The 22,598-nt window shown below is 70.0% G+C and carries 17 protein-coding genes and 1 riboswitch; of the genes, 8 read left to right on the top strand and 9 right to left on the bottom strand.

From position 1 onward, the window contains the following. Positions 1 to 69: 69 nt before the first annotated feature. From AC068D_RS24775 to AC068D_RS24760, 4 genes are all read right to left on the bottom strand, one after another. Positions 70 to 1,737 (bottom strand): ABC transporter substrate-binding protein, encoded by a 1,668-nt coding sequence (locus AC068D_RS24775; RefSeq protein WP_478825231.1) that lies wholly within the window; start codon positions 1,735 to 1,737, stop codon positions 70 to 72. Between the two features lie 210 nt (positions 1,738 to 1,947). After that, the gene (locus AC068D_RS24770) at positions 1,948 to 2,763 is read right to left on the bottom strand and encodes an enhanced serine sensitivity protein SseB C-terminal domain-containing protein (protein ID WP_478825230.1); all 816 of its coding nucleotides are present in this window, start codon (positions 2,761 to 2,763) and stop codon (positions 1,948 to 1,950) included. Positions 2,764 to 2,872: 109 nt separating this feature from the next. Continuing rightward, positions 2,873 to 3,625: an enhanced serine sensitivity protein SseB gene (locus tag AC068D_RS24765; RefSeq protein WP_478825229.1), complete on the bottom strand. Its 753-nt coding sequence runs from the start codon at positions 3,623 to 3,625 to the stop codon at positions 2,873 to 2,875. 88 nt (positions 3,626 to 3,713) lie between these two features. Continuing rightward, the gene (locus tag AC068D_RS24760) at positions 3,714 to 4,400 is read right to left on the bottom strand and encodes an AAA family ATPase (RefSeq protein WP_478825228.1); all 687 of its coding nucleotides are present in this window, start codon (positions 4,398 to 4,400) and stop codon (positions 3,714 to 3,716) included. Positions 4,401 to 4,529: 129 nt separating this feature from the next. Next, positions 4,530 to 4,627, top strand: a riboswitch (glycine riboswitch). A gap of 159 nt (positions 4,628 to 4,786) precedes the next feature. On the opposite strand from AC068D_RS24760, the gene gcvT reads away from it, so the two are divergent. From gcvT to AC068D_RS24740, 4 genes are all read left to right on the top strand, one after another. Beyond that, positions 4,787 to 5,902: a glycine cleavage system aminomethyltransferase GcvT gene (gcvT, locus tag AC068D_RS24755; RefSeq protein ID WP_478825227.1), complete on the top strand. Its 1,116-nt coding sequence runs from the start codon at positions 4,787 to 4,789 to the stop codon at positions 5,900 to 5,902. A gap of 53 nt (positions 5,903 to 5,955) precedes the next feature. Then, positions 5,956 to 6,330 carry a glycine cleavage system protein GcvH gene (gene gcvH / locus AC068D_RS24750; RefSeq protein ID WP_478825226.1) on the top strand — a complete coding sequence of 125 codons (375 nt, stop codon included), beginning with the start codon at positions 5,956 to 5,958 and terminating at the stop codon, positions 6,328 to 6,330. Between the two features lie 31 nt (positions 6,331 to 6,361). After that, the gene (glyA, locus tag AC068D_RS24745) at positions 6,362 to 7,621 is read left to right on the top strand and encodes a serine hydroxymethyltransferase (RefSeq protein WP_478825225.1); all 1,260 of its coding nucleotides are present in this window, start codon (positions 6,362 to 6,364) and stop codon (positions 7,619 to 7,621) included. A 191-nt stretch (positions 7,622 to 7,812) separates the two neighbouring features. Then, positions 7,813 to 9,180: an L-serine ammonia-lyase gene (locus AC068D_RS24740; protein ID WP_478825224.1), complete on the top strand. Its 1,368-nt coding sequence runs from the start codon at positions 7,813 to 7,815 to the stop codon at positions 9,178 to 9,180. Positions 9,181 to 9,265: 85 nt separating this feature from the next. Here the strand turns inward: AC068D_RS24740 and AC068D_RS24735 are convergent, their stop codons facing one another. Continuing rightward, positions 9,266 to 9,481, bottom strand: a complete 216-nt coding sequence (locus AC068D_RS24735) for an EF-hand domain-containing protein (protein ID WP_478825223.1) — start codon at positions 9,479 to 9,481, stop codon at positions 9,266 to 9,268. Between the two features lie 119 nt (positions 9,482 to 9,600). On the opposite strand from AC068D_RS24735, the gene AC068D_RS24730 reads away from it, so the two are divergent. Then, complete coding sequence (locus AC068D_RS24730) at positions 9,601 to 10,251, top strand: GNAT family N-acetyltransferase (protein WP_478825222.1); 651 nt, start codon at positions 9,601 to 9,603, stop codon at positions 10,249 to 10,251. 472 nt (positions 10,252 to 10,723) lie between these two features. Here the strand turns inward: AC068D_RS24730 and AC068D_RS24725 are convergent, their stop codons facing one another. From AC068D_RS24725 to AC068D_RS24710, 4 genes are all read right to left on the bottom strand, one after another. Then, positions 10,724 to 11,227 carry an ATP-binding protein gene (locus AC068D_RS24725; RefSeq protein WP_478825221.1) on the bottom strand — a complete coding sequence of 168 codons (504 nt, stop codon included), beginning with the start codon at positions 11,225 to 11,227 and terminating at the stop codon, positions 10,724 to 10,726. 282 nt (positions 11,228 to 11,509) lie between these two features. Then, on the bottom strand, positions 11,510 to 12,277 hold the full coding sequence (locus tag AC068D_RS24720) for an enoyl-CoA hydratase/isomerase family protein (protein ID WP_478825220.1): 768 nt from the start codon (positions 12,275 to 12,277) through the stop codon (positions 11,510 to 11,512). Positions 12,278 to 12,363: 86 nt separating this feature from the next. Further along, complete coding sequence (locus tag AC068D_RS24715) at positions 12,364 to 13,614, bottom strand: L,D-transpeptidase (RefSeq protein ID WP_478825219.1); 1,251 nt, start codon at positions 13,612 to 13,614, stop codon at positions 12,364 to 12,366. Positions 13,615 to 13,816: 202 nt separating this feature from the next. Then, entirely contained in the window at positions 13,817 to 15,043 is a 1,227-nt protein-coding gene (locus AC068D_RS24710; RefSeq protein ID WP_478825218.1) for a L,D-transpeptidase, read from the bottom strand. 239 nt (positions 15,044 to 15,282) lie between these two features. Here AC068D_RS24710 and glgX point away from each other — a divergent pair, with 239 nt between their 5' ends. The 3 genes from glgX (at position 15,283) to AC068D_RS24695 (ending at position 21,983) form a co-directional block, all read left to right on the top strand. Next, positions 15,283 to 17,601 (top strand): glycogen debranching protein GlgX, encoded by a 2,319-nt coding sequence (glgX, locus tag AC068D_RS24705; RefSeq protein WP_478825217.1) that lies wholly within the window; start codon positions 15,283 to 15,285, stop codon positions 17,599 to 17,601. A gap of 180 nt (positions 17,602 to 17,781) precedes the next feature. After that, positions 17,782 to 20,184 (top strand): ABC transporter transmembrane domain-containing protein, encoded by a 2,403-nt coding sequence (locus AC068D_RS24700; protein WP_478825216.1) that lies wholly within the window; start codon positions 17,782 to 17,784, stop codon positions 20,182 to 20,184. Then, positions 20,181 to 21,983 carry an ABC transporter ATP-binding protein gene (locus AC068D_RS24695; RefSeq protein WP_478825215.1) on the top strand — a complete coding sequence of 601 codons (1,803 nt, stop codon included), beginning with the start codon at positions 20,181 to 20,183 and terminating at the stop codon, positions 21,981 to 21,983. The genes AC068D_RS24700 and AC068D_RS24695 overlap by 4 nt, the downstream gene beginning before the upstream one ends. Positions 21,984 to 22,598: the final 615 nt, after the last annotated feature.

Here is a 22,598-nt window from a genome sequence, read left to right as displayed (position 1 = left end):
GGTACGGAAATGGGATGCGGGTCCGCCCGGCCAACGGCGTTCCGTGGCCGGGCGGACCCATGCGGTGTGCTACTTGAAGGAGACCTCGGCGAAGTTCTCCTGCGTCAGCGGGGAGACCTTCGGCGGGTTGACGTCCTTGCCGAACGCGATGGCGGGCGGCGACGAGGACAGCGGGACACCCGGCAGGTAGTCCATGATGGCCTCGTTGGCCTTCTTGTAGAGATCCGTACGCTTCGTCGGGTCGGCCTCGACGGAACCGGCCTTCACCGCGGCGAAGACCTTGTCGTCCTTGAAGCCCCACTGCTTGTCGTACCCGGCGAACCAGGTGCCGATGAAGTTGTAGCCGTCGTTGAAGTCACCGGTCCAGCCCAGCATGTGCAGGGCGCAGGAGCCGGCCTCGGTGGCGTCCAGGTAGTCCGGGGCCCACTTCATGGGCTTCGGGGTGACCTTGATGCCGGCCTTCTCCAGGTCGGCCTTCATCAGCTCGAAGATGTCCTGCGGGGCAGGCATGTACGGGCGGGTGACCTCGGTCGGGTAGCAGAACTCGACGGAGAGGTTGCTCGCCTTCGCGGACGCCAGCAGCGACTTGGCCTTGGCCGTGTCGAAGGGGTACTTCTTCACGTTCTCGGAGAAGCCGGCGACCGTGTCGGGCATGAACTGCGTCGCGACCTTGCCGCCCTCGGGCAGCTGGGTCTTGACGAGGTTCTCGCGGTCGATGGCGTGCGCGATGGCCTGGCGGACCTCGGGCTTCTTCAGCGCCGGGTTCTTCTCCTGGGACATACCGAGGTAGAAGAGGTTGAAGACGTCACGGGTCGGCACCTTGAAGCCGGCGCTCTCCAGCGTCTTGATGTCGGCGGGCGCGACCAGGTCGTAACCGTCGATGTCACCGGCCTGCAGCGCCTGGCGACGGCCGTCCTCGGTGTCGAGCGTACGGAAGACCAGGTTCTTCACCTTGGCCTTCTCGCCCCAGTAGTCGTCGAAGCGCTCCAGGCTGACTTCCTTGTTGCCCTTGTTCCACTTCGTGATCTTGTACGGGCCGGTGCCGGCGACCGTGCCGGCCTCCTGGCTGTACTTGGGGTACGTGATCGCGTCGCCCTTGGCGCTCGCGTCCTGCTTCTTGTACTCCTCCAGCGCCTTCGGCGAGTGGATCGCGAGGGCCTGGAGCGAGAATCCGCCGGGCAGGTTGGCCGAGGTCTCGTTGACCTCGATGACCGCGGTGTTCTCGTCCTTCGCGGTGCAGGACTTGTAGTTCGCCTTGGGCGTCTCCTTGTCCTCGTTCTTCGCGAAGCCGCCCATGATGGTCTGCCAGTAGTAGGAGACCGCGCTCGACTGGTACGTACCGGTCCAGTTGAACCAGTGGTCGTAATTGGCGCAGACCGCCTTGGCGTTGAACGCCTCGCCGTCGTGGAACTTGACGCCCTTGCGCAGGTTGAACGTCCAGACCTTGCCGGACGGGTCGCTCGACCACTTCTCGGCGAGACCGCCTACGAGCTTGCTGCCACCGGACTCGTGCTCGAGCAGGGCCTCGAAGGCCTGACGGGTGACGCGGAACGTCTCACCGTCGCTCGCGAGCGCCGGGTCCAGAGAACCCGGGTCACCGGGAGCGCCGAAAACAAAGGTGTCCTCTCCACCCTTGCCCTCGTCCTTGCCCCGCTCACTCGAGCAGCCGGTGGCGATGAGGCCGACCGCAAGGACCGCCGTTACCGCCCGAGCAGCTCGGGACTTGAATATTCGCATGGGTCCACCCCTGGGTCGCCATGTGTGGTCTTGACCGGCCGAACACTACTCACGAGCGTCAGACCAGTGAACAGTCCGCATAGCGGTGATACCGACCTGAGACCCGGACACTTGCCAAAACGGCAGAAGGCGGGACATCGCAGCGCTTGGATTAACTTCCTGGACACAAAGCGCTGTTGAGGGCAGAGGTCGGAGCCGGGCCCGGGACGGTCAGCGGTGCTGTGCGGTGGGGGTGCCCCCGGCGAAGCCGGGAGGCGGGTATCCGTACCCCGGCTGCTGCGGCGGGGCGGCATGGGCCTCGCGGTCGTAGAAGGGGCGGGCATGGGCCCGCAGCCACATCGCCACCGGGTCGTACTCGTCGGACATGGCGACGGTGGAGACGGGGAGTCCGTCGGGGACGGCGGCGATCGACTGCTGCATCATCGCGCGGACCGTGTCGACGGACTGCTGTCCCGTGTCGTACAGATCGAGACCGATGGCGAGGTAGGGGGCGCCGAGCGCGGGCTGCACCCAGGCTCTGCGCAGCGAGCGGACGGCGGGGGTGCGATGGGCGTTCTGCGTGAGCAGGGCGTAGAACTGGGGGATCTCGATGGCGGGCTCGGCCAGCCGCAGGGGTCCGGCGGGCATCCGGTCGAGTCCGGTGGCGATCCGGCGCAGATCGGGCCAGGGGATACCGACGCCGCCGCCCGGGGCGTGCGGATTGAGCCAGATGCCGTAGCGGTCGGGGAAGAGGGCACGGGCGATGTCGGTGCCGGTGACGACTTCATGCGCCCTGTTCCAGCCGGAGGCGGCGAGCTCCTGTGCCGAGGTGACACATGGGGCGTAGCTGAGGCCGTCCACCTCCATGTTTCCGTACTGGGCGTCCGGGGAGCCGGACCTGCCGTGCCAGAGCAGCATCCACACCTGACCGGCCGACGGGTCGGCGAGTGCGTGCAGCAGCGCCTCGTAGGCGTCGTAGCGCCCGGGCGTCACCTGGCGCAGCATGTGGTCGACCTGCCCGGTCGCCGCGGTGCCTGACGCACTCACTCTGGGTCCCGCCCCTCTTCGATCCGCCATGTGTGTGCCGCCGCACCGGGCAAGTGCGGCGCACGTCATCAAACCAGCTTATGCGGCTGCCCTGACACCGCCTTGACGACTATGTGTGCGACGGCGGGTGCTGCCGGGTGTAGAAGGGCCGGACGCGGTTGAGCATCCAGTCGCCCACCGGGTCCTGGGCCAGGTCCAGGAGGACCAGGTTGACCGGCCACTTCACGGCGACCCGGCCGAGCGCGCGGCCGAGGGCGTCCATCGGGGCGGTGCGGTGATGGCCCTCCCAGGCGGAGAGCTGGACGCCGACGAACAGCGTCGGCGCGTCGCCCTCGATGCTCGCCAGGACACGGCGGGCGGTCTGCACCACACCGGTTCCCTCGAACTCGCCGGCGGCGGCGGCCAGGAAGTCGATCGGTTCGTCCTGCCAGTCCGGCTCGAACAGCCGCACCCGGCCCCCGCTCGCCGTTCCGTCCAGCGGCGTCCTGCCGACCCGGCACAGCTCGGCGACCGCGGGCGGCGGCAGCGGCACTCCGATCGCGCCGCCGGGGTTCACCGCGATCCCGAGCTGCGGCGGCAGTCCGCGCGCGAACTCGATCGCGGGCGCCACGGTGCAGGACATCCGGTCGCCGACGCACTGCAGAAACTGCTGCTGGGAGCTGTAGACCGGGACGTACGGCGCCCCGTCGATCTCGAGGGTCGGCAGATCCAGGCTCGGGCTGTCCGGTCCGCCGCCATTGGGCAGCGGCACCCAGACGGGGCTCCGTCCGAGCACCTCGACGATCCGGCCTCCGGCGCCCGGACTGCCGACGGACGCGGCCAGCACCTCTTCGAGCTCGTTGGCGGGCCATGTCGTATCCACTGCGCGTCCCCTGCTTCCCCGTCCGGCCCCTGCCGGGCCCGATGTCCTGCGTCAAGCAGGGTAACGGCTGGGGATGCGCCGGGGCGGCTCAGTCCATGGCGGCGAAACCGATGCGCTTCAGCGCGGTCGCCGCGTCGCGGTCCAGCAGCGTCGCCGAGGCACAGCCCCGCGGGAGGCGGCCCTTCTCCGCGTCCCGCACAAGACGGGAGACCGCGTGGCGATGGCGGCTGAAGGCGTACGGGGAGACGCCGCGGCCTCGCTCACGCTGGCCCTCGCGGGCGACGGCGGGGGTGACGTCGAGCAGGAGCAGATGGAGCGAGGTGCCGCGGCGGCGGGCCTCACGGGCCAGCCAGCGGCGGACCCAGGACTGGGTGCCGCAGTCGTGCACGATCACACCCCCGCCGGCACGGAGCGAGCGCCACAGCCCGGCGTAGTGGGCCATCCGGACCAGCGGGCGGTACACGGCGTAGGGAAGCAGTCCGGGCATCCTTGCGTCCCAGCGGTCCCGGGTGTCCTGGGAGTCGATCCCGCCGTCCTTCGCGGCCCGCCTGATCAGGGTGGACTTCCCGCTTCCGGGCAGGCCGGAGATCACGACCACGTCCCCCCGGGCGAATTCCAGGCTCCGCGGGCCGCGGCCCGCACGGTCGCGCAGATCACGCACCACGGGCGGGGATGCGGGCGCCGATGCGCCCAGCAGCCGGCGCGCGGACAGGCCGGCCCGGGCGCGCACTCCCGCCGTCGTCGTCATATAGGCACCTGGCCGCTGCAACGTCATCGCTCTCCCCCTTGTCGGGTCCACCGGGACCCTGCCCAAGAAGCTTAAAGAAAAGGTAATGACCAACAAGTGATTTGCCGATCGTGGCGCCCGTGCAATGATGTCCGCGCCAACTGCATACCGGCCGCTTGAATCCGCGCGGGAGAGTCCTGGCCACTTTGTGGGCCGGGCGCCGAAGGAGCAAGTCCCTCCCTTGAATCTCTCAGGCCCCGTACCGCGAGGATGAGGCAGATCTGAAAAGCGGGCCGCAGCTCATGCGGCTCCACCCAAGGTGCAAGTCATGCCCATTGCGTACGCAGCGTACGTATGGCCGTGATGAACCTCTCAGGTTTCGATGACAGATGGGGAGGATCGTCCTCGCCAGTCATGCCCTGGGAGTCCTATCCATGAGCACCACCCCCCGTCTTACCGCCCTCGATGCCCTGCATCGCTCACTGGGCGCGACCATGACCGACTTCGCGGGCTGGGACATGCCGCTGCGGTACGCGAGTGAGCGTGAAGAGCACAACGCCGTACGTACCAAGGCCGGGCTCTTCGACCTCTCCCACATGGGCGAGATCACCGTGACCGGCCCCGAGGCCGCCGCCGCGCTGGACTTCTCGCTGGTCGGCAACATCGGCGGTGTCTCCGTCGGCCGCGCCCGCTACACGATGATCTGCCAGGAGGACGGCGGAATCCTCGACGACCTGATCGTCTACCGCCTCGGCGAGACGGAGTACATGGTCGTCGCCAACGCCTCGAACGCACAGACCGTCTACGACGAGCTGAGCAGCCGTGCGGAGGAGTTCGACGCCGAGGTACGCGACGACCGCGACGCCTACGCGCTGATCGCCGTCCAGGGCCCCGAGGCCCCCGGCATCCTGAAGTCGCTCACCGACGCCGATCTGGACGGGCTCAAGTACTACGCGGGCCTGCCCGGCACCGTCGCCGGCGTCCCGGCGCTGATCGCCCGTACCGGTTACACCGGCGAGGACGGCTTCGAGCTCTTCGTGGAGCCGCAGCACGCCGAGAAGCTGTGGCGGGCTCTGACCGAGGCGGGCGAGCCGGTCGGTCTCGTCCCCTGCGGTCTGTCCTGCCGTGACACGCTGCGCCTGGAGGCGGGCATGCCGCTGTACGGGCATGAGCTGACCACCTCGCTCACACCCTTCGACGCGGGTCTGGGCCGGGTCGTGAAGTTCGAGAAGGAGGGTGACTTCGTCGGCCGTGCGGCCCTCGGGACGGCGGCCGAGCGCGCCGCCACGAACCCCCCGCGCAAGCTGGTCGGTCTCGTCGCCGAGGGCCGCCGTGTGCCCCGAGCCGGAATGTCCGTGGTCGCGGGCGGTCAGGTGATCGGCGAGATCACGTCGGGCGCCCCGTCGCCGACCCTGGGCAAGCCGATCGCCATGGCCTATGTGGACGCCGCTCACGCCGCGCCCGGCAGTGCGGGCGTCGGTGTCGACATCCGCGGTACTCATGAGCCGTACGAGGTCGTTGCGCTTCCCTTCTACAAGCGCCAGAAGTAGCCCCTCACCAGCCCCGTAAGCAGCAGTCCACCGCGTACAGGAGAATTCAGCACATGAGCAACCCCCAGCAACTGCGCTACAGCAAGGAGCACGAGTGGCTGTCGGCCGCCGAGGACGGCGTGTCGACGGTCGGCATCACGGAGCACGCGGCGAACGCCCTCGGCGACGTCGTGTACGTCCAGCTCCCCGAGATCGGTGACACGGTGAGCGCGGGCGAGACCTGTGGCGAACTGGAGTCCACCAAGTCGGTCAGCGACCTGTACTCCCCGGTCTCCGGCGAGGTCACCGCGGTCAACGACGACGTCGTCAACGACCCGTCGCTGGTGAACAGCGCCCCGTTCGAGGGCGGCTGGCTGTTCAAGGTGCGCGTCACGGAGGAGCCGGCCGACCTGCTCTCCGCCGACGAGTACACCGAATTCGCCGGCTGACCGAAGACCACTGGCCACAAGGGATCGCGTGATGTCGCTTCTGAACACTCCCCTCCATGAGCTCGACCCGGACGTCGCCGCCGCCGTCGACGCCGAGCTCCACCGTCAGCAGTCCACCCTCGAGATGATCGCCTCGGAGAACTTCGCTCCGGTCGCGGTCATGGAGGCCCAGGGCTCGGTCCTCACCAACAAGTACGCCGAGGGCTACCCGGGCCGCCGCTACTACGGCGGCTGCGAGCACGTCGATGTCGTCGAGCAGATCGCCATCGACCGCATCAAGGCGCTGTTCGGCGCCGAGCACGCCAATGTCCAGCCGCACTCGGGCGCCCAGGCCAACGCGGCCGCGATGTTCGCGCTGCTGAAGCCGGGCGACACGATCATGGGTCTGAACCTCGCGCACGGCGGGCACCTGACCCACGGCATGAAGATCAACTTCTCCGGCAAGCTCTACAACGTGGTCGCCTACCACGTGGACGACGCCACCGGCCAGGTCGACATGGCCGAGGTCGAACGGCTCGCCAAGGAGTCCAAGCCGAAGCTGATCGTGGCCGGCTGGTCCGCGTACCCGCGCCAGCTGGACTTCGCTGCCTTCCGCCGGATCGCGGACGAGGTCGGCGCGTACCTGATGGTCGACATGGCCCACTTCGCGGGCCTCGTCGCCGCGGGTCTGCACCCGAACCCGGTGCCGCACGCCCATGTCGTGACCACGACCACCCACAAGACGCTGGGCGGCCCGCGCGGCGGTGTGATCCTCTCGACCGCCGAGCTCGCCAAGAAGATCAACTCCGCGGTCTTCCCCGGTCAGCAGGGCGGTCCGCTGGAGCATGTGATCGCGGCCAAGGCCGTCTCGTTCAAGGTCGCGGCCTCCGAGGACTTCAAGGAGCGCCAGCAGCGCACCCTGGAGGGCGCGAAGATCCTCGCCGAGCGCCTGGTCCAGGACGACGTCAAGCAGGTCGGCGTCTCGGTCCTGTCCGGCGGCACGGACGTGCACCTGGTCCTGGTCGACCTTCGCCACTCCGAGCTGGACGGCCAGCAGGCCGAGGACCGTCTCCACGAGGTCGGCATCACGGTCAACCGCAATGCGGTCCCCAACGACCCCCGCCCGCCGATGGTCACCTCGGGTCTGCGGATCGGCACGCCGGCGCTCGCCACCCGCGGTTTCACGACCGAGGACTTCCGCGAGGTCGCCGACGTCATCGCCGAGGTCCTCAAGCCCTCCTACGACGCCGAGGCGCTCAAGGCAAGGGTGACGGCGCTCGCCGCGAAGCATCCGCTTTACCCTGGTCTGTAACAGCCGGAGCAAAACAAACGGGGCACCGCGCACACTGGACTGTGAGTGCGGTGCCCCGCACCATGCACCCGCGGAACCGCGTGGCGCCCCCACCCACCCCCGTCACCGACCCCGCACGAGACGCCTCGCGTCTCTGTCTTCTGCACCACCCCGGCAGACGACGACGTCTACCAACCCCAAGGAGTTCCCCCGTGGCCATCTCGGTCTTCGACCTGTTCTCGATCGGCATAGGCCCGTCCAGCTCCCACACGGTCGGCCCGATGCGCGCGGCCGCCCTGTTCGCCCGTCGTCTGAAGAACGAGGGCCTGCTGGCCCACACCACCGCGGTCCGCGCCGAGCTGTACGGCTCGCTGGGCGCCACCGGCCACGGCCACGGCACCCCGAAGGCCGTCCTGCTGGGCCTGGAAGGGAACTCTCCGCGCACGGTCGACGTCGAGACCGCCGACGACCAGGTCGAGCGGATCAAGAGCAGCAAGCGGATCAGCATCCTCGGTGTGCACGAGATCGGCTTCGACTTCGACGAGGACCTGGTCCTGCACCGCCGCAAGGCGCTCCCGTACCACGCGAACGGCATGACCCTGTGGGCCTACGACGCCGAGGGCACGACGCTGCTGGAGAAGACGTACTACTCGGTCGGCGGCGGCTTCGTCGTGGACGAGGACGCGGTCGGCCAGGACCGGATCAAGCTCGACGACACCGTGCTGAAGTACCCCTTCCGCACCGGCGACGAGCTGCTGCGGCTCTCCCGCGAGACCGGCCTGTCGATCTCCGCGCTGATGCTGGAGAACGAGAAGGCATGGCGGACCGAGGAGGAGATCCGCGAGGGACTGCTGGAGATCTGGCGCGTCATGCAGTCCTGTGTCTCCCGCGGCATGTCCCGTGAGGGCATCCTCCCCGGCGGCCTGAAGGTCCGCAGGCGCGCCGCCACGACGGCCCGCAAGCTGCGCTCCGAGGGCGACCCCCATGCGCTCGCGATGGAGTGGATCACGCTCTACGCCATGGCCGTGAACGAGGAGAACGCGGCGGGTGGTCGCGTCGTCACCGCTCCGACGAACGGCGCGGCGGGCATCATCCCGGCGGTCCTGCACTACTACATGAACTTCGTGCCGGGCGCCGACGAGGACGGCGTGGTCCGCTTCCTCCTCGCCGCGGGAGCGGTCGGCATGCTTTTCAAGGAGAACGCGTCGATCTCCGGCGCCGAGGTCGGCTGCCAGGGCGAGGTCGGCTCGGCCTGCTCCATGGCGGCGGGCGCGCTCGCCGAGGTGCTGGGCGGCTCCCCGGAGCAGGTGGAGAACGCGGCCGAGATCGGCATGGAACACAACCTGGGCCTGACCTGCGACCCGGTCGGCGGCCTCGTCCAGATCCCGTGCATCGAGCGCAACGGCATGGCAGCGGTGAAGGCCGTCACGGCGGCGCGGATGGCGATGCGCGGGGACGGCAGCCACAAGGTCTCCCTGGACAAGGTCATCAAGACCATGAAGGAGACCGGCGCCGATATGTCGGTGAAGTACAAGGAGACCGCGCGCGGCGGTCTCGCGGTGAACATCATCGAGTGCTGAGCACGGAGGACCCGGGCTTCCCTGCTCGGTGCGTACGGCACGGCCCCCGGCGGACGCCGGGGGCCGTGCCGTACGCGCCGGGACGTCAGTCCTTGTCGAGCGATGCCCAGAACTCGTCGAAGGTCAGCAGACCGTCGCCGTTGCCGTCCTTCGCCCTGATGACGGCCTCGGCGACCGGCTCGGTCACATGGAAGTCGCCCAGCTGCGCCATGACGCTCTTGTACTCGGCGGCCGAGATCAGCCCGTCGCCGTTCAGGTCGTACCGGTCGAAGGCCTTGCGCGCCGCCTCGATGTCCGCCACTGTCCACCCCTTCTTGGTGCATTACTGACGGGGGCCAGATTATCGGCGGAAGCCGGGCCTCATGTTCCGGGGGCGGCCACCGCCTTCCCCGGAACGGGCCCCGGGGCGATCATGGACACATGAACGATGCGGACGATGAACTGGTACGGATCATGTCGGCAGCGGCGAGGGGACATTTCCCGCCGCCGGACGGCTCGACCACGGTGGTCCGCCAGCCGAATCCACGGGACGCGGGCGTCCTGGCCTTCACCGCTCACTCGGTGGTGTTCACCGACGAGGACCCGGAGTGGATCCGGGTGGCCCTGGCGAGCACGGGCAGCGACCCGCTGGCCGCGAGCATGAACCCCGGCTTCCTGAGCGCGCTCATGGCCAGGACCGGCCGTTCCATGAACACGATCGACCTGCTGACGGTCGCACCGTCGCGGCCGGGTCCGCCGGAACTCGCGCTGCGCGAGATAGAGGACCCCGACCATCCGCGGGTGGCACGCGCCCTCAAGTTCCGTGACGACGTCCGGGTCTGGGCAGCGGACGGCGGGGTGCTGGTCCTGGGCCGCGGAGTCGCGGGACGCTGGGAGGCCGCCATCGAGGTGGACCTGTCGGCGCGCGGTGCCGGTCTCGGGGCACGGCTTGCGGACGCTGCCCGCCATCTGGTCCCGGACGGCGGCTACGTCTGGGCGCAGCAGTCGCCGGGAAACGCCCGCAGTGTGCGGACCTTCCAGCAGGCCGGTTTCCGCCCCGTCGGCTCAGAGGCACTGCTGGTGGCGAGATGAGGGACGGACGCGCGAGATCGAAAGTCTTTGAGGGGGCTCGAGAGGGCTCGGGAGAGGCTCGGGAGAGGCTCGGGAGGGGCAGAAAGGGGATGAAAGTAACGATTGACCAACTCCATGGCCGGCGCAGCCCACAACCCCGACCTGTCGCCACACCGCCATCGGATCAAGGAATCACCCACTGCAACCCATATCTATTCACCGTTTTCCAGGCGGGTGGCTGATTTCACCTTGGATTCACTTCATCGTTGCACCCCTATGCGGCTTTTTTCCCGATAGGAACTTTTGGCGACCGGCCGCCGGTCTGTCATAGTCGGTGCCACGACCCCCATTGACCCGGGCCAGGTCGTCCAGAGCGGTCGTGGACCCACCCCTCCAGTCCACGACCGCGCGCAGTAAGCCCCCAGTGCCGCGCTGCGGCAGACGGGGGCTTTTGTGCGCCGGGGCGGGCTCGGCGGCCGACCACCGCCGGCCGTCAGCGGTCGGAGATCCGCATCTCGAACCAGGTCGTCTTGCCGCGCGGCAACAGATCGACCCCCCAGCGGTCGGAGAGCTTGTCGACCAGGAACAGACCACGGCCGCTGGTGTCCAGCTCATGCACGGGCATCAGACAGGGCAGGCCGCGCGAGGGATCCCGGACCTCGACCCTGATCCAGCCACGACGCCGCAGCAGCCGCAGCCCGAAGACACGTGCGCCGGTATGGCGCACCGCATTGCCGACGAGCTCGGAGACGAGCAGGATCGCGTGCTCGGCGATCTGCGGGGAGAGGGCCCACTGACGCAGGACCACACACTGCGTCAGCCTGCGGGCCGTGGCGGCCGACTCGGGACGGGACGGCAGCCGGACCTCCTCCTCCGTCGGATTCCCGAACAACTCGAGCGCCTTGAGCGCCTGTTCGTCCTCGACGGCCGGCATCCACCGTGCAGTGGCCGCACTGCCCCGCTGCCGCGGTTGATCCGAACCCTCCAGCCCCGCCATGCCCCCATGATGGCCACCCGGAGGGCCCTTCGTGGCCCTTCCCGAGGAATCGATGCCCCGGAATGAGCGGTTCCGGGGCATCGGTTCGGCATATGACCGTGGCAGAACGAGGCCTCTGACAGCCCATCTGGCCTGCGATGACGCACCGCACTCAACTGATCGCGAAGCGCTGAGGGCAAGGTTTCCTTAGGGATCTCTTAAGGTTCCTTTAAGCCGTCTGCCGAGTTGACGCGCATGCCCGGTATGTACAACTGGGCTCACATCAGGGGGAATTCACGAACCTCAGAGGAACTTCGCCTTGCCCGGACCCTCCTCGACGAAGCTGCGCATCCCCCGCTCGCGGTCCTCGGTCGCGAACAGGCCCGCGAACCAGTTGCGTTCGATCGCCAGGCCCGTGTCGATGTCCGTCTCCAGACCCGCGTCGACGGACTCCTTGGCCGCGCGCAGCGCCAGCGCAGGTCCCTGGGCGAGCTTCGCCGCCCACGCGTGAGCCTGCTCGTACACCTCGGCAGCCGGTACGACCCGGTCGACCAGACCGATGGCCAACGCCTCGTCCGCCTTCACATGACGGCCCGTGAAGATGAGGTCCTTGGCCTTGGACGGACCGACCAGCCGGGCGAGCCGCTGGGTACCGCCCGCGCCCGGGATCAGGCCCAGCAGGATCTCCGGCTGGCCGAGCCTGGCGTTGTCGGCGGCAATCCGGTAATCCGCGCAGAGCGCAAGCTCGCAGCCGCCACCGAGGGCGTAGCCGGTGACGGCCGCGACGACGGGCTTGGGGATGCGGGCGACGGCGGTGAACGAGTCCTGCAGGGCCCTGGACCGCTTCACCATGGCGGCGTGGTCCATCACCTGCATCTCCTTGATGTCCGCGCCGGCCGCGAACACCTTCTCGCCGCCGTACAGGATCACGGCCCGGACGTCGTCGCGGTCGGTCGCCTCTGCGGCGAGCTCGAGCAGCCGGTCCTGTGTGGCGATGTCCAGGGCGTTCATCGGCGGGCGGTCCAGACGGATGGTGCCGACGCCTTCGGAGACTTCGAGATTGACTGTCATACGGGGAGGTTAGCCCCCGTTAACGGATGCGGGCCCGGTGCCGTCCGTCACAGCACCGGGCCCGTACGCCTGTGGGCGGGGGCGTCCTACTTCGTCCACTCCGCCCAGGACATGTTCCAGCCGTTCAGCCCGTTGGACGGGGCGATCTGCTTGTCCTTGGAGTTCTTCACGACCACCACGTCGCCGATGATCGAGTTGTCGTACATCCAGGCCGCCGGGGCCTTCTCGTCCCAGCCCCCGCGCACATCCCTCAGTCCGACGCAGCCGTGGCTGACGTTCGCCGAGCCGAAGGTCCCGGACGAGGCCCAGTAGTTGCCGTGCATGAAGGTGCCCGAGCTGGACAGGCGCATCGCGTGCGGCACGTCCTTGATGTCGTACTCGCCGCCGAAGCCGACGGTGGCACCGTTCATCCGGGTCACCTTGTACTTCTCGCTGATGACCATCTGACCGTTGTACGTCGTCGTCGACGGCGCGCCCGCGGTGATCGGGATGTTCTTGATGACCTTGCCGTCCCGCACGACCTCCATGGTGTGCTCGGCGGCGTCGACGGTGGAGACCTGGCTGCGGCCGATGGTGAACTTCACGGTCTTGGACTGCTTGCCGTACACCCCGGGCCGGCCTTCGACGCCGTCCAGGTTGAGCTTGACCGTCACCTTCGTCCCCGCGGCCCAGTACTTCTCCGGCCGGAAGTCGAGGCGGTCGTTTCCGAACCAGTGGCCCTCGACCGGGACCGACGGCTCCGCGGTCACCTTGATGGCCTTCTCGACGGCCTCGGGGTTGGTGATGCCACGGGTGAAATTGACGGAGACCGGCATGCCGACGCCGACGGTGGCTCCGTCCTCGGGCGTGTAGTGGCCGACGAAGGTGTTCTTGGGGACCAGGGTGGTGAAGGTGGTGTCCTTCGCGGACTCACGCCCCTCGGAGTCCTTGGCGACCGCGTGCACCTTGTACTTGGTCGCCGCGGCGAGATGCGCCAGCGGTTCCCAGGCGGCACCGTCCGCGGTCACCTTGCCCTCGATCGCGTTGCCCTTGTCGTCCTTGACGGTGACCGCGGTGAGCTTCCCCTTGTCGGCGGTGACCTTGAGGGCGCCGCTGGTGGCCACGGAGGCCGCGCCGTTCTTCGGCGCGATGGTCACGACCGCCTGCGAGGCGGTCGTGCCGACCTTCTCGTCGCCCTTCCGGCCCTTGCCCCCGTCGTCCTTGTCGGAGTCCCCGCCCCCGCATGCCGTCACCAGCAGCAGCAGTGCCCCCAGGACCACAGCGAGCACACCCGTGCTTCCGCGTCCGCGCCCGCTGCGCTCCCCGGCCGATGCCCCCGATATCGGCTGCCCGTTCACGATTGGCCCTCTCCCCTCGCACGGCCTGGCCCCGCCACGGCCCGTGGGGCCCGGTCATATGCCGGGCCACTACCCCCATGCGCTCCTGCGCGCTTCTGGCGATAGATAATCACACCGCGAGCCGTGGCAACTCCCCACGGATGTCACCGTTCAGTCCCAACATGTCCAGGACTGTGGCGGGCCATGCAGAACGGAGGAGTGGTCACCCCACGGCGGAGCCCGCCAGCCACTCGTTCCAGCTCATGTTCCAGCCGCTCAGACCGTTCCAGGGATCGACCATCCGGTCATGCGAATTGACGACCTCCACGACGTCGCCGATCAGCGTCCTGTCGAAGAACCAGCCGGCCGGTGAGTCCTGGCTGCCGCCCTTCTCGTCGCGCAGTCCGACACAGCCGTGGCTGACGTTCTCGGAGCCGAAGACGGAGGGATCCGCCCAGTAGTTCCCGTGCAGGAAAGTGCCCGAGGTGGTGAGGCGCATCGCATGCGGTACGTCCTTGATGTCGTATTCGCTCTTGCCCTTCCGGTTCCTGAAGCCGACCGTGGCGCCGTTCATACGGGTGACGTCGAACATCTCGCTGACCACCATCCGGCCGTTGTAGGTGGTCGTCTTCCGCGCCCCCGCCGTGATCGGCAGGGTCGCCAGCAGCCGGCCGTCGCGGTGCACCTCCATGGTCCGCTGCCCCACGTCGACCGTGGAGATCTGGGAGCGGCCCACGGTGAAGCCAGTGGTCTTCTGCTGGATGCCGAACGCCCCCGGGGCGCCTTCCACATCACGCAGCCGCAGATCGACCCGCACCTTGGTGCCCGGTTTCCAGTACTCGCGCGGCCGGAAGTCGAGCCGTTGTCCGTCGAACCAGTGGCCCACCACCTTCACCGGCGGGTCGGCGGTGATGCGGATGGCCCGCTCCACGGCCGCCCTGGACTCGATCCGCCGGTTGAAGACGAACGAGACGATCATTCCGGTGCCGACGGTGGAGCGGTTCTCCGGATTGAAGTAGGTGATGAAGCGGTGCTCGGGAACCAGGGTCGTGAAGGTGGTGTGCCGGGCCGAGCGGCGGCCGTGGGCGTCGAGGGCCACCGCGTCGACGCGGTACTTGGCCGCCAGGGCCAGCCGGGTGCCCGCATCGGGCCGCCAGTGAAGCCCGTCCTGCGAGACCGAGCCGGGAATCTCGACCGGCTGGGCGTCCTCGACCCGGGTGACCCTGACCCGCTCCAGCCGCCCGCCCGGGAGCTTCACCTCCAGCCTGCCGTCCGCCGGGACTCCCTTCGCCCCGTCCCCGGGGGTGATGCTGATGGTGTCCGCTGCCGACCGCGGCTTGTCGCCGATGTCGAGGTCACCGCCGGTGCAGCCGGTCAGCCCGGCCAGCAGTCCCGTCCATACGAGGGCGGCGGCCAGTGTGGCCCTCGTCCGCCTCACCGCGTTGCTCACAGAGTCCACCTCGTGGGGTCGCAGAGACACAGGTCGTCCCGCCCAACGACCGCCCCCCTCGTAGGGGTACGTGAGCGCGGCATGTTGGGAGTAGCACAGCGCGGGCAGAACAGGTGGGAGGACCACGCGCGGGCCCTGTCCGGCCGATCGGGCCCGATCGGCGGGACAGGTCCGGGAGCCACGGCCGGGACGCCGTGCGCAGCACCCGTGTGGACCGACGAGCCGCGGGAGGCCGACACGTGTCGAGCGCAGCCGAGCAGGAGGCAGTGCGGGAAGGGGGGCTGTCGTCCCCTGATGCGGTGCGGCGCCCCGCGCTCAACGGGCGGCACAGGGAGCACCTGGAACCGGACCCCCGAGGTCCGGTTCCCGACGTCTGGCCGGGTGCGCCGACGCCGCTCGGCGCGCGCTACCGGACCGGGCCCGACGGGGTGGCGGGCACGAACTTCGCGCTCTGGGCCGGCGGGGCGGAGGCCGTCGAACTGTGTCTGTTCGACGAGGCGGGCCATGAGACCCGGATCCCGCTGGGCGAACTCACCCATGAGATCTGGCACGGCTTCGTTCCCGGCGTCCGGCCGGGACAGCGGTACGGCTTCCGGGTGCACGGCCGCTGGGACCCCTGGACCGGCGCCCGCTGGAATCCGGCGAAACTGCTCCTCGATCCGTACGCACGTGCTGTGGACGGCGAATTCGGGGGCCGGGGCGCCGTCCCCGGGATCGAGTACGGCCAGCTGCCGCCCGAGGTGTACGGGCATGTCCGCGACTGGCCGCAGCAGTACGTCGCCGACACCGTGCGCGACGACCGGGACTCGGCGCCCCACGTACCCAAAGGTGTGGTGGTCCACGACGACGCACCCGACGACGAGTGGGCGGACGACCGCCGCCCGAAAACGCCGTGGGCGGACTCGGTCATCTACGAGCTGCACGTGCGCGGCTTCACCGCGCTCCACCCCGACATCCCCGAGGAGTTGCGCGGTACCTATGCGGGCCTCGCGCACCCGGCCGCGATCGGCCATCTCGTACGCCTCGGCGTGACCGCGGTCGAGCTGCTGCCGGTGCACCAGTTCGCGCACGAGGACCATCTGCTGCGGCGGGGGCTCAAGAACTACTGGGGCTACAACTCGATCGGCTACTTCGCCCCGCACGCGGCGTACAGCGCATCGGGGACCGCCGGGCAGCAGGTCGGCGAGTTCAAGCGGATGGTACGGGCGCTGCACGCAGCGGGCATCGAGGTCATCCTCGACGTCGTCTACAACCACACGGCGGAGTCCGGTGAGCTGGGTCCGACGCTCAGCCTCAAGGGCATCGACAACCGTGGTTACTACCGCCTGCAGCCGGACGCCCGCCGCTATGCCGACTACACCGGCTGCGGAAACACCCTGCACGTGGTCCAGCCCCAGGTGCTGCGGCTGATCACCGATTCGCTGCGCTACTGGGTCACCGAGATGGGGGTCGACGGGTTCCGCTTCGATCTCGCGGCCGCGCTCGCCCGGTCGATGCACGACGTCGACATGCTCTCCCCCTTTCTCGCGGTCATCGCCCAGGACCCGGTGCTGCGCCGGGTGAAACTGATCGCCGAACCCTGGGACGTGGGCAGCGGCGGTTACCAGGTGGGCGCCTTCCCGCCGCTGTGGACCGAGTGGAACGACCGCTACCGGGACGCCGTACGGGACTTCTGGCGCGGCGCGCTGCCCGATGTACGGGATCTGGGCTACCGGCTCTCCGGCTCCAGCGACCTCTACGCCTGGGGCGGCCGGCGGCCGTACGCCTCGGTCAATTTCCTCACCGCCCACGACGGTTTCACCCTGCGGGACCTGGTCTCGTACGAGCGCAAGCACAACGAGGCGAACGGCGAGGGCAACCGGGACGGCACGAACGACAACCGGGCCTGGAACTGCGGAACGGAGGGCGAGACGGACGACCCGCGGACCAACGCACTGCGGCGTCGGCAGATCCGCAACCTGCTCACCACGCTGCTGCTGTCCACCGGGGTTCCCATGCTGGTCGCGGGCGACGAGATGGGACGTACACAGGGCGGCAACAACAACGCCTACTGCCAGGACAACGAGGTGAGCTGGGTCGACTGGTCGCTGCGCGACGAGCCCGGACCCGGTGGACTGCTGGCTCTGACCACACGCCTGCTGGCGCTGCGCGGCAGGCATCCGGTGCTGCGGCGGCGGGCGTTCTTCTCCGGGCGGCCGCAGACCGCGGACGGACTGCGGGACCTGGCGTGGTTCACACCGCATGGCACCGAGATGACCGAACAGGACTGGTACGCACCGGCGTCCACGGTCGCGTTCTACCTCTCCGGCAGGGACATCCCGGGCCGGGACGTGCGGGGTGCCCCGGTCGTCGACGACAGCTTCCTCGCAGTCCTGCACTCGGGTCACCGCCCGGCGGAGTTCCGGCTCCCGGGGCCGCCCTGGGCGCGGACGTACGAGCTGGTCGTCGACACCTCGCTGGAGGAGCAGTCGGTCGCGCCGGGAACCGTCCACCGGGGCGGCGAAAAGCTGACGGTGCCGGCACGTTCGGTGCTGCTGCTGCGGGTCGCGGAGAGCTGACGGCCTCCCGGGGTGGCACGCGCCGTGGGCATCGTGGCGCGGGCCCGTGCCGGGCCCCGGCCGGGACCCCTGTGCGATACGCATGGGACGGCCGCGGGCCGCCGAAGGCCACCCCGTCCGCTTCGGGGCCGCCGGAAAACAGGTGGGCCGTGTCAGTGGTGAACCGTAGGCTCGCTACTGATGTCCACAACAGTTGCAGTCGCCGAGGATGACCGGTCCGCCGTCCGTTCGCTGTTGCGGCTGTGGCCGTACGTACGCCCGGTACGGGCCCGTCTGATCACCGCGGCTTTCGTCGCGGTGATCGCGTCCTGTCTGAGTCTCGTGTTCCCGCTCGTCCTCAAGTGGATGGTGGACGGGCCGGTTGCGGAGGGCGATGCCCGCGGGGTGTGGCTGGGTGCGCTGTATCTGCTGCTGCTCGGGATTGCCGAGGCGGTCCTCTTCGGCTTCCGGCGATGGCTGGTGGCGCGCCCGCTGGCAGGAGTCGAAGCGGCGATGCGGGCGGATCTGTTCCGGCATCTGCAGCGGGTGCCGGTGGCCTTCCACGACCGTTGGGCGTCGGGACAGTTGCTGTCGCGCGGCACGACGGACCTGATGCTGCTGCGGATGTTCCTGGCGTTCCCGCTGACGTTCCTGCTCGTCAACGCGGTGACGATCGTCGTCGGCGCGGGGATCCTGCTGGCGCAGCAGTGGACGCTGGGGCTGATCCTGCTGGCGCCGGTCGCCCCGCTGGTGTGGTTGATCGCGAGATTCGAGTCGCGCTACTCGACGGTCGCGCGAACGGCACAGGACCGGGTCGGCGACCTCACCACGGTCGTCGAGGAGAGTGTGCTCGGTATCCGCATCATCAAGGGCTTCGGCCGCCATCGCAGCCAGGCGAGGGCCTTCCGCGCGCTGGCGAAGCGGCTGCGTGGCACCGAGCTGGTCAAGGCCCGGCTGCTGGCCGGCATCTTCGCCGTGATCATGATCGTCCCCGAACTGGCGATCGGCGTGGCACTGGTACTCGGCACCGTCCAGGTGGCGGACGGCGACCTCTCCGCGGGCACCTTGGTGGCCTTCCTCTCCACGGCGCTTGCGCTGCGCTGGCCGGTGGAGGCGATGGGTTTTCTGCTGGCGCTGAGCCAGGAGGCCGCGACGGCCACGGACCGCTTCTTCGAGGTCATGGACACGGCAGAGGAATCCGGGCAGGAGCACGATGGCTCCTCCCCGGCCCTCCACGGGGACGCGGGGGCGGCCGGCACACATGCGGCCGGCGCCACGGCCGACAGCGGCGACGGCGGCGGGTCCGCGGCCGCTCCCACGAACGAGAGGCTCTCGGCGTCCCGTTCGTCGGACGACGGCGCTGCCCGTACCCCCGCGGAGAGCCGGATCCCTGCGACGGGGGCCCGGCCGGACGGCACGGGCGCGTCACATGCGGGCGGGCACCGCCACGTCGAGAACGGCATGCCCGCGCCTGGCCGGAAGCGGGGGCCGGCAGAGGATGCGGCTGTCGGGTCACCCGTCGGCGACGCCTCGAGGGCGGCCGGTGCCGGGACGGCCGAAGACCCGGGCGACCACGACCGGGTGGGCGGCGCGGCGGCACCGGCCGCGACACGTACGGAGGGCGCCGCGACCGTCGGCGCCGACGGGGTGATCGCGTGCTCCGCAGCGCCGGGCGCGGGCCGGGAACGGGATGCGCGTACGCCTGCGGACGGTCCCGCCGGGGCGCCCGCCCGGCCGGAGCGGGGGCAGCCCGGCGGTGGTCCGTCCCCGGCCGCCGGCGGGAACGGGTCGCCCGGCACCCGGTCACCGGGCGACCACGACTCCCACCGGACCGCAGCGGCCGTCGCGGGCGGTCGGGACGGACTCGTCATCGAGGACGTCGAGTTCCGCTACCCGGACGCGAGTCCCGGTTCCGCACCGGTGCTGCGGCGGATCGATCTCCACATCAGACCGGGCGAGACCATGGCACTCGTCGGCGGGACCGGATCCGGGAAGACGACGCTGACCGCGCTGGTGCCGCGTCTGTACGACGTGACCAGGGGACGGATCATGCTCGACGGACGGGACATCGCCGCGCTGCCGCGCGAAGAACTGCGGCAGTTGGTGTCCATGGCCTTCGAGGAACCCACCCTGTTCTCGGCGAGCGTCGGCGAGAACGTCCGCATGGGAGCCGAGCACGCCGACGACGACGCGGTGCTGCGGGCGCTGGACGTGGCACAGGCCGGCTTTGTGCAGAGGCTCCCCGAGGGCGTGCACACCCAGGTCGGCGAGCAGGGGCTCAGCCTCTCCGGTGGTCAGCGGCAGCGGCTCGCGCTCGCCCGCGCGGTCGTCGGGCGGCCGAGGTTCCTGGTCCTCGACGACCCGCTGTCGGCGCTCGACGTGCACACCGAGGCGCTGGTCGAGGCCGCGCTCCGCCGGGTCCTGGAGGACACCACCGCCCTCGTCGTGGCCCATCGGCCGTCCACCGTGCTGCTCGCCGACCGGGTGGCCCTGCTGTCCGGCGGAAGCATCACCGCCGTCGGGACCCATCACGAACTGCTGCGGGACAACGCCGAGTACGCCTGGCTGATGTCCGGCGGCCATGCCGAGGAGGCTGCCCGATGACGGCTTCGAACGATTCGTTCGACCGGGATGCCCTGCCCGCGCCGGACGGTGCGACCGGCTCCCTGCTGCGGTCCCTGCTGGCACCCCGCCGCGCCCGTGTCGTCATCGCCGCACTCCTGCTGCTCGTGCAGCAGGCCGCCGCCCAGGCCGGGCCGCTGCTCGTCGCGTACGCCATCGACCGGGGCGTACCGGCACTGCGCGCCGGCGACCACGGGCCGCTCGTGGCCGTCGGCGTCGCATACGCCGTGTCCGCGAGCGCGTCCGGTGCGTTCCAGTACGCCTTCATCCGCGCCGCCGCCCGGGTCAATCAGGACGTCCTGCTGGATCTGCGCGGACGCATCTTCCGCCATGCGCAGGCACTCGGCGTCGACTTCCACGAGCGGTACACATCAGGCCGGCTCATCTCCCGCTCCACCACCGACGTCGAGTCGCTGCGCGAACTCCTGAGCGAGGGCCTGCAGGAGCTCCTCGCGGTGGTCCTGGCCTTCGTCTACATCTCGGCGATGCTGCTCTGGCTGGACGCCGGCATCGGTGGTCTCGCGGTGCTCAGCTTCGTCCCCCTGTATGTGCTCGTGCGGCTCTACCAACGCCGTGCCGCCGTTGTGTTCGCGGAGCGGTCCACTGCGATCGCAGCCGTCATCGTGAAGTTCGCGGAGACGATGAACGGCATCCGTCCGGTGCGTGCCTTCCGCCGTGAGCGCGCCAATGACGACCGCTTCCGTACCCTCAACGACCGTCATGCCCGCAGCAACGGCGATTCGTTGCTGGAGATGGCGCGGTACGTCATCGGCTCACGGCTGGTCGCCAACACCGCCGTGGCCGGGATCGTGCTGTGGGGCGCCCATCGAGTGGCCGAGGGGACGCTCGCACTCGGTGTGCTGGCTGCCGCCGTGCTCTATCTGCGGCGGCTCTACGACCCGATCGACCGGCTCGGCATGTTCCTGAACTCCTACCAGTCGGCGGCGGCCTCGTTGGAGAAGATCGCGGGGCTGCTGGCCCAGACGCCGTCCGTGCCGGAGCCCGTACGTCCCGTCGGGCTCCCCCGACGGGACGGGGCAGAGCCGGGGCGGGCCGTGGTCTTCGAGGACGTCAGGTTCGCCTACCGGACCGGCGGCGAGGTGCTCCCCCGTTTCGGCCTGACGATCCCGGCGGGCCAGACCGTGGCGGTCGTCGGCTCCACCGGTGCCGGGAAGTCCACGCTCGCGAAGCTGCTGGCCCGTTTCTACGACCCCACCGGGGGCCGTGTCCTCTTCGACGGCGTCGATCTGCGTGACCTCGCCGTTCCCGAACTGCGGCGGGGCGTGGTGATGGTGACGCAGGAGGCGTTCCTGTTCTCCGGAACGGTCGCGGAGAACATCGCGATCGGGCGGCCGGACGCGGACCGCGAGGAGATCGAGCGCGCCGCGAAGGCGATCGGCGCGCACGACTTCATCAGCGCCCTGCCGGACGGCTACGACACGGACGTACGCAAGCGGGGCGGCCGGATCTCGGCAGGACAGCGGCAACTCGTCGCCTTCGCAAGGGCGTTGCTGGCCGATCCGGCGGTACTGATCCTCGACGAGGCGACGAGCTCGCTCGACATCCCGGGCGAGCGGGCGGTGCAGCGGGCGATGGACACGGTGCTGCGCGGCCGTACGGCTGTGGTGATCGCCCACCGGCTGTCGACCGTGGAGATCGCCGACCGGGTGCTGGTGATGGAGGGCGGCCGGATCGTGGAGGACGGCCGTCCGGACGAACTCATCGGCGGTGCAGGCCGGTTCGCCGATCTGCACCGGGCGTGGCAGGACAGCCTGGTCTGATGTCCCCCCGCTCCGCGGGCTCCGTCAGCCCCGGCCCGGGACGGGTGGCAGCGGCCGGGCGGGCGGGGCCGGGAGCGGGCGGTCGGACGTCAGCGGCGCCGCGGTGGCGCTGTGGCGCGGTGGCACGGCCACCGAGCCGGCCGAGCAGGGCGCGGCCGGGGCCGCTGACGGTGGGGCCGGTCGGTGACGGCGCCCAGGACCGGCCCGGACAGCGGACCCTGCCCCCGCCGCGCCCGCAGGCCCTCGATGGGACACCTCGGCCTCGCCGGTGACCCGGAGCTGCGGGAGGCCGTCACCGCGGGCGGGGCCCGCGGGTCACCCCCGCCACCGTCACCGACGGCGACCGGCTCGTGCATCTCTCCTGTCAGGCCGCCCGGGACGCCGACGGGCGGCGTCCCGTGCGACTACGAGGCCCCCTTCGGGCGTCGCCGCCCGGACATCGCTGTGGCCGATTTCCGCCCGGGCATCATCGCCCGGCTACGGGGTTCCATGGGTGCGGCCGGCTCCGTACCGACGACGGCGGCGAGGCCGTTCCTCGGCGGCCTCACGGACGGGGCACGCAGGCTCGTGTGTCCCGTGACGAACGGACACCGGAAACCACCACGCGAACGTCGT

This window comes from Streptomyces sp. NPDC043861 (assembly GCF_056435905.1).
This window is presented reverse-complemented; position numbering and strand designations above follow the sequence as displayed.